This window comes from Acinetobacter sp. YH01022 (assembly GCF_013420235.1).
In the GTDB taxonomy this organism is placed as follows: domain Bacteria; phylum Pseudomonadota; class Gammaproteobacteria; order Pseudomonadales; family Moraxellaceae; genus Acinetobacter.
In genome coordinates this window covers 26,560-42,097 of sequence record NZ_VOYP01000021.1, presented here as the reverse complement: position 1 = coordinate 42,097, position 15,538 = coordinate 26,560, and the positions used below count along the sequence as shown (strand labels likewise).

Here is a 15,538-nt window from a genome sequence, read left to right as displayed (position 1 = left end):
AATAAATATAATTATTTTTTATTCAATGGGCTTTTTTGTGCAACTTTAGTCGGAGATAATGTATATGGTTGAAATTTATACATTTTACAAAAAATTAAAGTATTGTTTCCGATTTAGGTTGCTTAGATGATTTTTTCTAAAAATGATACAAAAAGCCATATTTGTGTTGTTGGAAAAGCTCTAAATTGTAAACATTATGAATAAAAAGTGAAGGAAACACTTTAGTAATCTTTAAATGTATTTTCACGAAATCATTAACTTTTAAATAAAACGTTTCAATTTAAGAAAAAAGGATGCTGGTCAAAGGCATCTAATTTCCACCTCATTTTGTTGAGAGGACTAGGTTATGAATAAGATTTATCGTTGTATATATAATGAAGCATTAGGTACATGGGTGGCTGTTAGTGAGCTAGCACAGGCAAAGGGCAAGCGCAGCCGGGGACGTTTAGCAAAAACCATTTTGGCGACCAGCCTTGCTGTGGCGGGAACCGTAGGCAGCTCTGCAGCTTTTGCAGTTGATTTACCAGCAGCCAGTTATTCACAAATTATTGTAGATGGAAGTGATGCGAGCGTTACTCTGACTTCTGCAACAACGCCTGTTGTTGTAGGACCGATTGATGCTGAAATTGGATCTTATCCTGAAACTTTGCCAGATCCTCAGCCAGATTCAACTATTGTCGTGGCCAATGGCGCGCAGTTTAATTACAGCTCTTTAGATGCAACCAATAACTATGCAACAACTGCATTTGCTTTATTAGGGGATACCGAAGCTAACTCTGTAAATGCACCGGCTCAGGGAACACTATTATCTGAAGCCCAGCAAGCGTACCTAGATAAAAATGCTACCGATATGGCCAAGACCACCAAAGGTAAGCATGGTGAATTAGAGCTTGCCGCTGTTCCTGCCGGTGTTGTACAGATTGTTGGCAATGGTACTTTTGGAACTGTCGGGCAAGCTGCAGATGCAGGCAATACTTTAATTCATTTAGGTGCTGAAAGTAGTTTGACCGCTACAGGTACTGCACATGGTATTTATGCAGCCAACCAGACCGGTAATGTGAACGTAACCATTGCGGGAGATATTACTACTCCAGATCGTGTGTTTGGTGCCACGTATACCGGAAATGTATTAGGCCCTGCTGTGGATGGAAACGGCAATCCTATCTATGTTCAGCAAACCGATGGAAATGGTGAATTGGTTTTTGATGAGTTCAATAATCCTGTCTATGTCCAGTTAATTGAACACGACAAACCTGTATTTGATGAAAATGGTGATCCTGTTTATCTTCAGGTCATGGAGCCTACCGGGGATACCCGCGAAGTAGCTGTAGTGACTGCCGGTGGTGGTCATGGTGTTTATGTCGATACTCTATCACCAACAGGAATTTATCCTGAAACGCCACAAGCCATTTCTATCACACAGCTGTCTACGAGTACCATTGCGGCTGGCGGTGCTGGAATTAAGGGAGTTGCAGGTGGCTTGGGCACCGTGAGTATTAGTCAGGATGCGGGTGCCGTCATTGGTGCTGGTGATGGTGGTATCGCTGCAGAAGGTGAAGCCGGTGATGTCACTGTAGCGATGGCTGGCACGATTAATTCTGGCGGTAACGGTATTCATGCGCATGCGGGCGCAGGCGATGTAACAGTGAATCTGGCTTCAACTGCGCAAATTGTTGCTGGTGAAAGTGGTCTTCATGCCCATACTAGCAACTATAAAGGCGAAGATGGATTAGCATCGGGTAATAAAAGTGTTGTGACTGTCGTCACCGCTGATGGTAGCTCGATTCAAGCTGCTGAATCCGGCATTCATGCCCATTCCGGTGGTGGTAACGTGATTGTCAATAATGCTGCTGATATTGTGGCTGCAACGCTTGAGCCTATCAATAATGAAGTGGTTTATGCCAATAGTTCAACCGCTATGCAGGATATTAGCAATGGTGGACGTGCGATTCATGCCCATTCTGGCGGTGGAACCGTTACAGTAAATTCTTCAGGTGATTTGTTGGCCTATGAAGATGGAATCTATGCTCACTCAGGTGGTCATAATGACGATGGCACCGAGTTTGTGAATGCCAACAAAGTTGTCGTCAATACATCTGGAAATATAATCAGTGCTATTGGTAATGGTATTCGTGTCAATACCGCGGGTGCTGCTGAAATTACCAATACTGCAAATATTACGGCTGCTTTTAGAGATTATGTCCCAGTTGAAGGTGATTTACCTTTCCCTAACGAACCAGAAAATCCTGCGAATTGGGAGTTGGCAGATATGTACGCCATTTTAGGTGGCGCTGGTGACGAAACGGTTAATCAGCAAGGTGGTACGCTAGTCGGTGGTATTAATCTGAAAGCAGGTGACGATACGCTGATTGCAACTGGCGGTAAAATAGTCGGTGATATCTGGATGGAAGCTGGTTCAGATACCCTGAGCCTGAAAGCAGGAACTGATGTTTCAGAACTTAGCTATCTGGACGGCGGTTCGCAAGCGGATACCTTAAATATCGGTGTGGATTTGACGGGTTTTTCAGCCGAAGAGCCAGCCGAAGTGACTTATCCTGATAAGCCTATCTTGCCAGGTGCAGCGGGTAATGTCGCACTGGTAGGCTGGGAAACCGTTAATGTGCAGGATGGTGCAGTCTTTAGCCTGAGTGGTGATCTTAATTTATCAGGTGATTCTGAGCCTGTGCCAACAATCATGATGCTCGCGCCAACTACAACAGGTACATTGAATATTGAAGAGGGTAGTACGCTCGCGTTGGCACCAGGAACCCTTGCATCGACAGTAACTGCGAATGTGAACAATTTTGGTACTATCGACTTGCATCGTGGTGATGCAGCACCTGTCAACACGTTAACCGTTGAAGGGAATTATGCTGCTGGTTCAGATTTAATTGTGGATGTGAATCTGGCTACAGGCGCATCAGATCAACTTGTGATTAATGGGACTGCAACAGGGAATACCCATGTGACCGCGATTAACGGTTTAGGCGATGTTACTGCGGCAGATCAGATCACTCAACTTCCGACGGTCATTGTTACAGATCCAACAGGTGGTGGTACATTTACTGGAATGGCAGGAACGTCAAATGCTGGTGAAGGTCAACTAATATCAAATGAACTAGGAACGGAATATAGCTGGACGCTGAATGCCTTGAATGCAGAAGGTACTCCAATCTATAAAGCGGAAGTATCGGGCTATACCCAAATGCCATATGCCAACACCTTGCTGGGCTATGACATGCTGGGTACCTTGCATGATCGTGTCGGTGAGCAGCAGACTTGGGCTTGGGACAAGTGTGGTGAATGCCAGGAAACTCAGGGCAACCAGGTATGGGCACGAGTACGTGGCGGCAATACCGAGTTAACGGGTGATAACCGTCTGGATATGGAAATGGATAACTTCGTAGCGCAACTGGGCTATGATTTTTCAGTCAACTACAATCCGGACAATGGTTCACGTCGTCATACCGGTTTCATGCTGGGCTATGGCCAAAGCAAGATCGACTTCTTTGACCAATACCGCGCCGAAAATGCACAGATCGTTGCAGATAAATTTACCGGTGAAGGCACTACCGATGCAGCAAGTGTAGGATTGTACTCGACTTATTACGATAAAAATGGCAGCTATCTGGATTTAGTTGGTCAAGTGTCTTATTTGCAAAACGAATATAAAGCTCGTGATGGTCATAATGCTGATCAGGACGGTTGGGGTGCTGGCTTATCCGCTGAGGTGGGTCGTCCGTACAAATTGGGCAACAGCCACTGGCTGATTGAACCGCAGGCTCAATTGTCTTATCAGTTTGTTAGCTTGGAAGACTTCAATGATGGCAGTGCACATGTAGATCAGGATGATCAACACAGCCTGAGAGGTCGTATTGGTACACGTTTAGCCTATAACGCACCGACTGCAGACTACCGTACCAAAACTTTCTATGCAGTTGCCAATGTACTGAGCGACTTTATTGAACCGACTGATGTCAATATTGGCCGTGACAAGTTGAATGAAGACTATAGCCGTACTTGGGGTGAGGTTGGTTTAGGGATGCAGTTGCCGATTGCCACATCTGCCTATGTTTATGCAGATGCACGCTATCAGCAAGAGCTGTCTGGTGAAGACCGTAATGGTTACACCGGCACGATTGGTCTGAAACACAGCTGGTAATTCTGAAGCAGGTCATTCCCGGCATATGCCATGCCGGGGATGACCATTCAAGCATGAAATAGAAGGAAATCGTGATGAAACAAAAACTGATAATGACATGTGCGGCTTCAGCTTTGCTTAGTTTGACAGCGTGTGCCAGCCTGCAGAATGTTGATAATAAATGGTGTCCGCCGGTAGAAGCGGCTCCTGCACCAGTTGTGGTTCCACCAGCACCTGTACAGATGGAACGTGTGGAACTGTCTGCGGATGCCCTATTTAAGTTCGACCGTTCCACTGTTGCGGATCTGTTACCTGAAGGACGCCATCAGCTGGATGAATTGGCGAGCCGCATCAGTAATGGTTATGTACGGATTGAACAGATTCGTATTACCGGCCATACTGACCGTCTTGGTTCGGAAAGCTACAACCAGCGTCTGGGCCTGGCCCGGGCAACCACGGTCAAGGATTATCTGATGAGCCAAGGTGTGAATGTGGCGATGGAAGTGGCAAGTGCCGGTGAAAGTCAGCCTAAAACCACCAATTGTGTGGGCAATAAGGCAACGGCAACACTGATTGCCTGTTTGCAGCCAGATCGCCGGGTAGAAGTTGATGTTACTGGTGTGAAGAAAGCAGAATAATTTAAGTGTTAATTGGGCCCGGGTGAAATCATCCGGGCTTTTGTTTATCTACAGCTTTTATTGTTGTGTAGAATCATTCTCTCATGCTGATGATGTTCATGTGTGAACAGCAGCCTTACTTCTAAAGCAATTCTTCTTAATTTTCACTGAATAGATAGCTAGGGGATAGAAGGATGCCATCTAGAGATATGAACCGTCTATCAGTGGTGATCAGAGTGCTTTAATCACAACAGCCCAATACAATAACTATAAATCTGCTACAATTGCGCCAATTTTAAGTTATCACTTCACTGGCTTGATACACATTGATACGTGTGTAAAAAACGGTGTACATATTGAAGATTTTCCCTATGTTTAAAGAGCAACTCGCTAGAGAAGTCGCGACTCGCAGGACGTTCGCCATTATTTCCCACCCCGATGCCGGTAAAACCACCATGACAGAAAAGCTGCTGTTATGGGGTCAGGCGATTCAGGTTGCAGGGATGGTGAAAAGCCGTAAATCGGACCGTGCCGCCACCTCTGACTGGATGGAAATGGAAAAAGAGCGTGGGATTTCGATCACCACCTCGGTAATGCAGTTCCCGTTCAAAGACAAGATGATCAACCTGCTGGACACTCCGGGACACGAAGACTTTTCGGAAGATACCTACCGTACCTTGACCGCGGTCGACTCAGCACTGATGGTGATTGATGGCGCAAAAGGGGTCGAGGAACGGACCATTAAATTGATGGATGTGTGTCGTATGCGTGACACGCCGATCATTTCTTTCGTCAACAAAATGGACCGTGAAATCCGTGAGCCTTTAGAGCTGCTGGATGAAATTGAAAACGTCCTGAAAATCAAATGTGTGCCATTAACCTGGCCACTCGGTACCGGGCGCGACTTCGCTGGGGTGTATAACCTGATCGAAGAAAAATTCTACGTTTACAAAGCCGGTTTTGGTTCAGTGATTACCGATATCGAAGTGCGTGATGGCTATGATCATGCCGATCTGCGTGAAAAAGTCGGCGAACTGGCTTGGGCTGCATTTGAAGAATCGCTGGAACTGGTGCAAATGGCCAATGATCCATTAGACCGTGAAGAATTCCTGGCGGGTCGTCAAACACCTGTTTTATTTGGTACGGCGCTGGGTAACTTTGGTGTAGATCATGTACTGGAGGCTTTCAGTAACTATGCACCTGAACCTAAAGCCCATCCGACTCAAGACCGTAAAGTAGACGCCACTGAAGAAGGTTTTACCGGTTTTGTCTTCAAGATTCAGGCCAATATGGATCCGAAACACCGTGACCGTATTGCTTTCATGCGAATTTGTTCAGGCAAGTACGAAAAAGGCATGAAAATGAAGCATGTACGTATTGATAAAGACGTGCGCATCAGTGATGCCTTGACCTTCCTGGCCGGTGACCGTCAGCACCTGGAAGAAGCTTGGCCGGGCGATATTATTGGTTTACACAACCACGGTACCATCCAGATTGGCGATACCTTTACTTCAGGTGAAAAACTACAGTTTACCGGTATTCCACACTTTGCTCCGGAAATGTTCCGCCGTGTGCGTCTGAAAGATCCATTGAAGTCGAAACAGCTGCAAAAAGGTCTAAAAGAGCTTTCAGAAGAAGGTGCAACCCAGGTATTCATGCCGCAAAACAGCAATGACCTGATTGTGGGTGCAGTCGGTGTGCTGCAGTTTGAAGTGGTCGCGTACCGGCTGAAAGAAGAGTATAAAGTGGACTGTGTCTATGAGCCGGTCAGCATCAATACCGTTCGTTGGGTATCTTGTGAAGATGAGAAGAAATTCAACGAATTCAAGAAAAAAGCCCATGATCAGTTGTCAGTTGATGGGGGCGGTCACTTGACTTATCTTGCACCAAGCCGGGTGAATTTGCAGCTGATGCAGGAGCGTTATCCGGATATCGTGTTCCGTAATACCCGTGAACACTAAGACAACCAATAAAACAGCTTCTTTATGAAGCTGTTTTTTTAGGGAGTTGATGACATTTCATCAATATGTATCGTCGCAAACATAGATGAAGTGTCAACAGACCCTGTGTAAAATTATTAAGATAAATGAATTGCTTGAAAAAAAGAGTGGTCAGCATGAACGGAAAACTCGGGGCTACATCCGTAATCATCATGGGGCTGATGCTCAGTGCCTGTGATGCTTCAAAACAAGAATCCAAACAACCTGATCAGGAACAGTCATCCACTTCGGTATTTAAAACCGAAAAGGCAGATGTCTTACCCTATTTAAACATTCAGGAACAGCCGGCAAAAATTGCCTTGCCTTTTTGTGAAACAAAGAACTGTATTGACCTGAGTATTCAAACGGTACATACCGAAGATGTCTGGTTAAATGACTGGATTGCCAAGAGTCAAGCCAAGGTTATTCAAGATCAAATTGGCTTAAAACAGGATATGAGCCTGCAGCAGGCCGTAAATGCCTATGTGAAAAAGTCGGATGCCTGGCAGGCAAAATTTGCTAAAAATAAGCCCTATGAACTGTCAATGTATACCCGAATTGCCTATCAGCGGAACCAGTATGTGCTGATGCAATTAGGCGTTGACACGATGCAAGAAGAAGTAAAAGTAAAAGAGCGATATTACTTCTTTGTGGCTGACCGTAAAAAACAGAAAACAGTGACGTTGCTGGATATTCTGGAACCTCAGCAGCAAACCGCCATGAATAGTATTGTGCAGCAGGCTTATCAAAAATGGTTAAAGCAACAAAAGGCTGAAGTCAGACAGAAAGCGCCAAAGAAACTGTACTGGGGACAGGCAGACTGGTTCTTTGATCAGGAAGGTATCGGTTTGCATTATCGCACCCATGAAATTGTTAAAGATGGTGCCCAGCTGGATATTTATTTAACCAAAGAACAAACCAAGCAGATATTGAAAGCTGACGCTTATCAGCATATGTTTTAGTTATCGGTAATCAATTCAGACATTGAGTGAACGTCCATTTACCAGATTTAAGTTTATAGGTTAGATGATGCTAAAAAATAAAACGATCTTTACCCTCAGTGTTGTTGCGGCGGCAATTGCCTTGAGTGCATGCCAACCTAAACAGCCTGAGCCTAAAAAAGAGGACAAAGTAGCCCAATCGCAAGCTGCTCAAGCCGAAGTTTTAACATTGGCAGGCGACACGGAAAAGCTGACTTTAAATTTGCCTGAATGTGATGGAAATAGTTGTCCTGAAATAAATGTCGAGCGTCTTTCCAGTAACCAGGCATTTATTGATGAATTTATTGATCAACAAGTTTTAAAGCAGCTGGATCAAATTTTAGATATTTCGCCGAAATCGTTGAAGTCAGAGCAGCAGGCGACTACAGCAAGCGGAAATTCGAAAGATTTAAATCCAGCTCAGGCATCTGAAGCTGCTGCATCAGAAACTATTGAAACGCCGAAACAGAAACTGGAAAAACAGGTGGCGCCTTATCTACAGACCTTTTTATCGCTGGATAAAGAACTGAAAGCGTTAAGTGCCAATCATCAGATTAGCCTGATGATCAAGCCGAAGATTCTCAATGCAGGCCAACCTTTGGCAACTGTGGTGTTAAATTCCAGCAGTTATCTGGGCGGCGCACATGGTTCATCCTCACAGTATTATTATAACTTTGATTTGAAAAAGAAAAAGTTGGTCGAGTTGGATGATATTCTGGCGCCCAAGCAGAAAGCTGTACTGGAACAGAAAGCCCATGAAGAGTTTAAACGTTGGGTTATTGATTCCAAGTTGGCAAATAGCGTTGAAGAATACGAACAGGCGTGGAAATTTACTTTATCGGATAATTTCTACCTATCCACTCAAGGTCTGATTTTGCAATATGGCGAATATGAAATTGGGCCTTATGTGGTGGGATTGCCACGTTTGACCATTCCTTATGAGCAGTTGCAAACCGTACTGAAGAAAGAGTACTTGCCTCAGGCTGAAGTCAAAAATGATGCTGCATCGGCAAGTACACCTATTGCAAATAAAGCCCAATCTTAATGTCTTATTCACTGTTTGATACCCATACCCATTTTGATGTTCCCGATTTCGATGCCGATCGGGAGCAACTGGCGCATGCGGCCAAAGCAGTTGGGGTAGAACGCTTGATTCTGATAGGTTTTGTTCAGTCGCGTTTTCAGGATCTGCTTTACACGCAGCATTTTCTAAATCAATTAAAGGATGCTCCACAAAGTTATTTAGCACCGGGTTTACATCCTGTTTATATTGAACGGCATCACACTTCGCATCTGGCCGATTTAGAATCATTGTTGAAAAATGAAGATTGTGTTGCAGTGGGAGAAATTGGTTTAGATACCTTTTTAGCACAGCACAAGCAGCCAGCCATGTTTCAGAAACAAAAAGATTTTTTTGCTGCACAACTGGAATTGGCGCAACAGTTTGATAAGCCAGTGTTATTGCATATCCGCAAATCACATGCAGAAACGCTGGCGATATTAAAACAGCAACAATTTAGCTTGGGGGGAATTGCCCATGCCTTTAGTGGCGGCATAGAAGAAGCCAAGGCCTTTATTCAACTGGGCTTTAAAATTGGCGTCACTGGGCAAATTACCAATCCCAATGCCAAAAAACTGCATCGCGTGGTTCAGGCTATAGGTGCTGAACATCTGGTCCTGGAAACCGATTGTCCGGATATGACACCCTTATGCTGTCAAAGTTCCACTGAACATCGAACTCGCAATACGCCAGTCAATTTACCTTATGTTCTGGATGGATTGGCACAATCGCTGAATCTGGATCAGGCTTTTCTCGCCGCACAACTCTGGCAAAACTCCCTGGATGCTTTAAAGTTGGCATCTTGAAAAACATTGTAAAATCATATTTTATCCATCAATATGGGTTTTTAAGGTATGTTGTGCCATGAATCGGCTTGCTTGTCTGAGCGATATTTTATGCAAAGTTGCAAAGATTCATTTTCTGTTCTTAAATGCGTTTTATACTAATTCAAAAATCTAAATGACAATAATGAGGGAATTATGCAAAGTAATAATCCTATTTTAACCCGGGTCGAAACCCAGAGTGACTTTAACCATGCCATGACGGTGCAAGGTGCCATTCAAAAGTCGGTGATATTGACGGTAATTGCCGCTGTAGTCGGTGTATCACTCTTTTTATATAGCTTTCTGACCCTGAATATATCGATGGCTTATGCTGCCGCAATGGTGGGAGCGATTGGTGGATTTATCCTGGCACTCATCGTCACATTCAAGCCGAATACCGCCCCCACATTAGCCATTCCTTATGCACTGTTTGAAGGGGCATTTTTAGGGGGAATTTCGGTTGTATTTCAGCTGAAATTTCCAAGTGTTCCTTTACAAGCCTTGCTGGCAACCTTTGTTACCACACTGGTCATGTTTGGGTTATACCGCTTCCAGATTATTCGTGCCACAGAAAAATTTAAAGCTGTAGTGATGTCTGCTTCGATTGCCATTGCCATTGTATTTGTGGTGCAAATGGTCATGGGGCTGTCTTTTGGTTCCAGTATTCCCTATATTTTTGAAAGCAACTGGTTGGGGATTGGCTTTGCTGCATTTGTCGCGGTCATTGCTTCTTTAAACCTGATACTCGATTTTGACCTGATCGAATCATCTGCTGCACAGTATGCGCCAAAAGCGATGGAATGGTTGTGTGGTATTGCCTTATTGGCGACCTTGGTCTGGATGTATTATTCCTTCCTGCGCTTGCTGGGTTTATTACAAGGGGATGATTAATCCTTTTAACCATGAAAGCGAGCTAGATAGCACGATCAGTTCAGAAATGCTCCCCAATGGTGGAGCATTTTTTTTGATTTTTACACAACATGTTAAAAAAAGGCGCATTATGCAATTTCGCAAATGCTTCAGACTTGGCATTATGCTGCTAAATTATTTTGAGTGAGATTCACATGGCACAAGGACTATTGGCGGGTAAGCGTTTTCTCATCGCGGGTATTGCAAGTAAATTATCCATTGCATTTGGTATTGCTCAAGCCTTGCATCGTGAAGGTGCTGAACTGGCATTTACCTATCCGAATGAAAAATTAAAAAAACGTGTTGATGAGTTTGCTGCACAATTCGGTTCAACACTGGTTTTCCCTTGTGACGTGGCGGTAGATGCTGAAATTGACCAGGCTTTTGCAGAATTGGCAAAACATTGGGATGGTTTGGATGGCGTAGTTCATTCAATCGGTTTCGCGCCAGCGCATACTTTAGATGGTGACTTTACTGATGTTACCGACCGTGAAGGTTTTAACATTGCCCACGACATTAGTGCATACAGTTTTATTGCCATGGCACGTGCTGCAAAACCTTTATTAAAAGTTCGCCAAGGCTGTTTGTTGACTTTGACTTATCAGGGTTCTGAACGTGTAATGCCGAATTACAACGTTATGGGTATGGCGAAAGCATCATTAGAAGCGGGTGTGCGTTATTTGGCATCAAGCCTTGGTGCAGAAGGCATTCGCGTAAATGCCATTTCGGCAGGTCCAATCCGTACTCTTGCAGCTTCAGGTATCAAGTCTTTCCGTAAAATGTTAGACCTGAATGAAAAAGTTGCGCCACTGAAACGTAATGTGACCATTGAAGATGTCGGTAATGCGGCATTATTCCTGTGCTCACCTTGGGCCAATGGTATTACTGGCGAAATTATGTATGTTGATGCCGGCTTTAATACTGTGGGTATGAGCGCTGATTTAATGATGGATGGTGAATAATCATCGGTCAATTCCTTCTCCCAAAGGGAGAAGGAGAAATATGGCAATAAAAAAGACCGCATATGCGGTCTTTTTTATATCAGGTTGGCTTAAACAATTAAGCTTGACCTTCAGCAGCGGCTGCTTGCGCACGTTGCATATTGGCTTCGAATTCAGCATCGAAGTTAATTGGTGTAAGCAGCAATTGCGGGAAGCTTCCTTTGGTGACCATGTCATTGACTGCTTCGCGTAAGAACGGGAACAGGATATTTGGACAATAAGCACCCAGAATATATGGCAGGCGTTCTTCTTCAACACCGTCAATCAGGAAAATACCGGCTTGCGTTACATCCACGATAAATGCAGTATCACCTGCATTGTTCGCTTGAACCACGACTTGTAATGACACTTCGTAATGCGTCGCATCAATTTTTTCTGCAGAAGAAGACAGGTTGATATTTAATTCAGGCTGCCATTCTTTAGTAAATACTTGTGCCCCAGGTACTTCAAAAGAAATATCTTTAGTATAAATACGTTCTAGTGCTAATTGTGGTTGAGCTTGTTGTTCACTCATTCTTTAATCCTTAATATGAAGAGCTGACTTAATATAGGGTTAAGCCAGTAGTTCGTTTAGTTTTCCTTCACGCTCTAAAGCATAAAGTTGATCAAAACCACCAATAAACTGGTCGTTAATAAAAATTTGTGGAACAGTACGATGATTGGTGCGTTGCATCAGTTCCACACGTACTTCAGGCGCTTCGTTAGATAAGTTAATTTCTTTATAAGCCACGCCTTTACGCTCAAGAAGTTGTTTTGCGCGAATGCAATAAGGGCATACGGTGGTGGAATAAATAATTACTTCAGCCATTCAAAATCTCCAAGCCTATTATTTGCTTTTAATCAGGGGTAAGCCTTGCACTTTCCAGTTGTTGATTCCACCGTCTAGACGGTAACTGTCGGCATGTCCCACTTGTTGTAAGGCGGTTCCTGCGATTTGACCCAGGTTACAAATAAACACCAGTGGTCGATCGGCAGATTTTAACTCTTCAATATGACTGGTAATCTGGCTATAGGGAATATTACGGCTACCGCTGATATGACCTTCACGGAAATCTTTGGCATCACGTAAATCAATCAGCATGGCATTTTTAGCTTTGACTAAAATACCTAAAGATTGTGGTGAAATTTTACGGCCATTGCGTTGTCCTTCTAAAATAAAGAACAAAACAACCAACACCCCGAGTGTTCCAAACAAGAAGGGGTGATTCCCCATAAATTCGAACCAACGTTCCACAAGTCACCTAATTACAATTTCAAAATTGCGTAGAGTATAGCCTATAAATATGGCGATCAAAATCACTGCTTCAAGGGCTAAGGGTTAAGAAAAATTAATTTTTTTGCTGCGCTTCAGTAATTTCATCGATTAAACGCAAATAACTGTCTAAACGGCGTTGCAAGATTTCACTAGATTCCACAGCCTGACGCAAAGCACATTGCTTTTCATGCTTATGGGTACAGTTACGGAACTGGCAATGTCCCAGCAGGTTTTCAATTTCAGGAAAGCCATGCTGCACTTTGGCCAGGTCCAGATGCCATAAACCAAATTCACGGATGCCCGGAGAGTCAATCAGTGCAGCGCCTTCACCAAAGGCAATTAAACGTGTAGAGGTGGTGGTGTGCTGACCCAGCGCCGAGTTTTCCGAAATGATATTGGTTTTTTGCGCCGCTTCGGGAACCATGGCATTAATCAGCGAGCTTTTGCCGACACCAGACTGACCGACAAAAGCGACCGTTTCACCGGCCAAGCGTTTTGCTAGTTCAGTTAAATCGCCATCAGATTGAGTTTGCATCACCTCATAGCCCAGGTCTTGGTATTCTCTGACTAAGTCTAAAATCGGGTCATTTTCCTGAATTAAATCAGATTTATTGAGCACCAGAAGTGCCGGAATTTCAGCATCGGCACAGGCCACCAGATAGCGGTCAATCAGGCTGGGGGCAACTTCCGGAAAAGAGGCAAACACAATCACAATCAGGCTGACATTGGCCGCAACAGGTTTAACCTTGTGATAACGGTCAGGACGGGTTAGCAGGGATTTACGTGGATGAATGGCGGTAATAATACCGAGTCCGGTATTCGGGTCGGCCTGCCATTTGACCCGGTCACCTGTGACCAGTGCTTCCAGATTGGTTCGGGTATGACAGCGCCATACACTGCCGACTTCAATCGGCTTCCAGAACGGTTCGGGTTCACCTGCTGCAACGACAGGTTTACTCGGGTGATTTTCGGGCGTTGATAAGGCTTGCACTTCAAGTTGACGGCCATAATGTTGAACCACCAGGCCTTCTAAATCATTTGAAGTGTCGGGTTCTTCTTGACGTGTTTGATGTTGTTTCTGAATGCGACGTTGCTGCTGTTCAGTTAAACGACGTTTACGAATTAAAGCCATTCATATCCTAAAAAAAGCATGGACTAAGAATGGCAAAAATAGCATGAAGCGGGGTAGGAGTTACAGCCAAGTTGCAATAAATTTGCTACTATAGCGGTTTTTAAGCCCAATAAGATTGCACATTTATGAGCAGCACCCCTGATACCCGCCTGATTTGGATTGACCTTGAAATGACAGGTCTGGATACGGATAACGATCAAATTATTGAAGTTGCAACGATTGTGACTGACGATAACCTGAATATTCTGGCGGAAGGTCCAGTGCTGGCTGTGCATCAGTCGGATCGCGTACTGAATGCGATGGATGAATGGAATACGCGTCAGCATGGTCAATCGGGGCTGATCGAACGGGTACGCCGCAGTAAATTGACTGCACAAGATGCCGAACAGCAAACCCTGGAATTCCTGAAAAAATGGGTCAATCCAAAATCATCCCCAATGTGTGGTAACTCGATTTGTCAGGATCGCCGTTTCTTGCACCGTTTAATGCCGGAAATGGAACAGTACTTCCATTACCGTAATCTGGATGTATCTTCAGTGAAAGAGCTGGCAAAACGCTGGCGTCCGGAAATTATGAGTGGCTTGAAGAAAAATGCCTCACATTTAGCGATGGATGACATCCGTGATTCGATTGCCGAACTGAAATATTATCGTGAATATTTCTTTATCATGAATAAATAAAGCAGTATTGATAGATGAATAGAAAAGGGGCGAAAGCCTCTTTTTTTATGTCTGCTACAGTTATTGAATGATGCGAAAGAGATAGATTATCGAATTGAGCCGGAATTTGATAAAATGCGTCGGTATTTTTTAGCTGTTAGATGACGAATGACTGATCTTCCTGAAGATGATGAATATGAGCGCCGCTTTGCCGGGGTAGAAAAAATTTATGGAGATGAAGCTTTTCGTCACTACGAACACAGCCATGTGATGGTGATCGGCATTGGCGGCGTGGGTTCTTGGGCGGTTGAAGCCTTGGCACGTACCGGCATTGCTGAGCTGACCCTGATTGATATGGATGTGGTCGCGGCATCGAATATTAACCGTCAATTGCCGGCCATGAGTTCGACCTTGGGTCGGGAAAAAATTGAAGTGATGGCCGAGCGCTGTTATTCAATTAATCCACGTATCAAAATTAACGTGGTGGATGACTATCTAACCCCAGATAATGTCAAAGAACTGTTAGAAAATGCCCCTGATGTCGTTCTGGACTGTATTGATGATGTCAAAGCCAAACTGGCGTTAATGCTGCATTGCCGTTTTAATAAAATTCCGCTCATTGTCTCGGGTGGAGCAGGCGGCAAGCTGGATCCTTTAAAAATCCGTGTTGCCGATTTGTCTAAGACGGAACAGGACCCGATGCTGGCCAAACTGCGCAGCCAGCTACGAGCCAAAGGCATTTGCAAAAAGCCGAAAGAAAAATTTGGAATTACTTGTGTCTATTCGATTGATAATCCATTTTCTGGCGCAGAGGTTTGTGCCAGTGCCGGCCTGCGCTGTGGCGGTTATGGCTCGGCAGTGGTGGTAACTTCAAGTTTTGCTATGGTAGCGGTATCAGAAGTGTTAAAAAAACTGGCACTAAAAAAGCCTAAAAAATTGCAATGACCTCATCACGATAAAAATTAGAAGCTTATAAAAAGG

Annotated in this window: 14 protein-coding genes; 10 read left to right on the top strand and 4 right to left on the bottom strand. The window is 44.2% G+C overall.

The window, feature by feature from the left end; all coding sequences use genetic code 11:
- Positions 1 to 346: 346 nt before the first annotated feature.
- The 8 genes from FTT87_RS09265 (at position 347) to FTT87_RS09230 (ending at position 11,472) form a co-directional block, all read left to right on the top strand.
- Positions 347 to 4,162, top strand: coding sequence for an autotransporter outer membrane beta-barrel domain-containing protein (locus tag FTT87_RS09265; RefSeq protein WP_180174736.1), 3,816 nt, complete (start codon positions 347 to 349; stop codon positions 4,160 to 4,162).
- Positions 4,163 to 4,236: 74 nt separating this feature from the next.
- The gene (locus FTT87_RS09260; protein ID WP_180174730.1) at positions 4,237 to 4,779 is read left to right on the top strand and encodes an OmpA family protein; all 543 of its coding nucleotides are present in this window, start codon (positions 4,237 to 4,239) and stop codon (positions 4,777 to 4,779) included.
- Between the two features lie 350 nt (positions 4,780 to 5,129).
- On the top strand, positions 5,130 to 6,719 hold the full coding sequence (locus FTT87_RS09255; RefSeq protein WP_180174729.1) for a peptide chain release factor 3: 1,590 nt from the start codon (positions 5,130 to 5,132) through the stop codon (positions 6,717 to 6,719).
- Between the two features lie 155 nt (positions 6,720 to 6,874).
- Positions 6,875 to 7,699 (top strand): hypothetical protein, encoded by an 825-nt coding sequence (locus FTT87_RS09250; protein ID WP_180174728.1) that lies wholly within the window; start codon positions 6,875 to 6,877, stop codon positions 7,697 to 7,699.
- A 67-nt stretch (positions 7,700 to 7,766) separates the two neighbouring features.
- The gene (locus tag FTT87_RS09245; protein WP_180080897.1) at positions 7,767 to 8,762 is read left to right on the top strand and encodes an RsiV family protein; all 996 of its coding nucleotides are present in this window, start codon (positions 7,767 to 7,769) and stop codon (positions 8,760 to 8,762) included.
- On the top strand, positions 8,762 to 9,583 hold the full coding sequence (locus FTT87_RS09240) for a TatD family hydrolase (RefSeq protein WP_180043838.1): 822 nt from the start codon (positions 8,762 to 8,764) through the stop codon (positions 9,581 to 9,583). Before FTT87_RS09245 ends, FTT87_RS09240 begins: the two co-directional genes overlap by 1 nt.
- Before the next feature lie 174 nt (positions 9,584 to 9,757).
- Positions 9,758 to 10,492 carry a Bax inhibitor-1/YccA family protein gene (locus FTT87_RS09235; RefSeq protein WP_180174727.1) on the top strand — a complete coding sequence of 245 codons (735 nt, stop codon included), beginning with the start codon at positions 9,758 to 9,760 and terminating at the stop codon, positions 10,490 to 10,492.
- Between the two features lie 173 nt (positions 10,493 to 10,665).
- The gene (locus FTT87_RS09230) at positions 10,666 to 11,472 is read left to right on the top strand and encodes an enoyl-ACP reductase (protein ID WP_086197475.1); all 807 of its coding nucleotides are present in this window, start codon (positions 10,666 to 10,668) and stop codon (positions 11,470 to 11,472) included.
- Positions 11,473 to 11,569: 97 nt separating this feature from the next.
- Here FTT87_RS09230 and secB read toward each other — a convergent pair whose 3' ends face one another.
- The 4 genes from secB to rsgA form a co-directional block, all read right to left on the bottom strand.
- Entirely contained in the window at positions 11,570 to 12,025 is a 456-nt protein-coding gene (gene secB, locus FTT87_RS09225) for a protein-export chaperone SecB (protein WP_166169354.1), read from the bottom strand.
- Between the two features lie 39 nt (positions 12,026 to 12,064).
- Positions 12,065 to 12,319, bottom strand: a complete 255-nt coding sequence (gene grxC / locus FTT87_RS09220) for a glutaredoxin 3 (protein WP_086197473.1) — start codon at positions 12,317 to 12,319, stop codon at positions 12,065 to 12,067.
- A gap of 18 nt (positions 12,320 to 12,337) precedes the next feature.
- Positions 12,338 to 12,745 (bottom strand): rhodanese-like domain-containing protein, encoded by a 408-nt coding sequence (locus FTT87_RS09215; protein WP_086197472.1) that lies wholly within the window; start codon positions 12,743 to 12,745, stop codon positions 12,338 to 12,340.
- 94 nt (positions 12,746 to 12,839) lie between these two features.
- Positions 12,840 to 13,898: a small ribosomal subunit biogenesis GTPase RsgA gene (gene rsgA, locus FTT87_RS09210; RefSeq protein WP_180174726.1), complete on the bottom strand. Its 1,059-nt coding sequence runs from the start codon at positions 13,896 to 13,898 to the stop codon at positions 12,840 to 12,842.
- 125 nt (positions 13,899 to 14,023) lie between these two features.
- Between rsgA and orn the strand changes: the two genes are divergently transcribed.
- Positions 14,024 to 14,578 carry an oligoribonuclease gene (gene orn, locus FTT87_RS09205; protein WP_086197470.1) on the top strand — a complete coding sequence of 185 codons (555 nt, stop codon included), beginning with the start codon at positions 14,024 to 14,026 and terminating at the stop codon, positions 14,576 to 14,578.
- A gap of 147 nt (positions 14,579 to 14,725) precedes the next feature.
- The gene (locus FTT87_RS09200; protein ID WP_180174725.1) at positions 14,726 to 15,502 is read left to right on the top strand and encodes a ThiF family adenylyltransferase; all 777 of its coding nucleotides are present in this window, start codon (positions 14,726 to 14,728) and stop codon (positions 15,500 to 15,502) included.
- Positions 15,503 to 15,538: the final 36 nt, after the last annotated feature.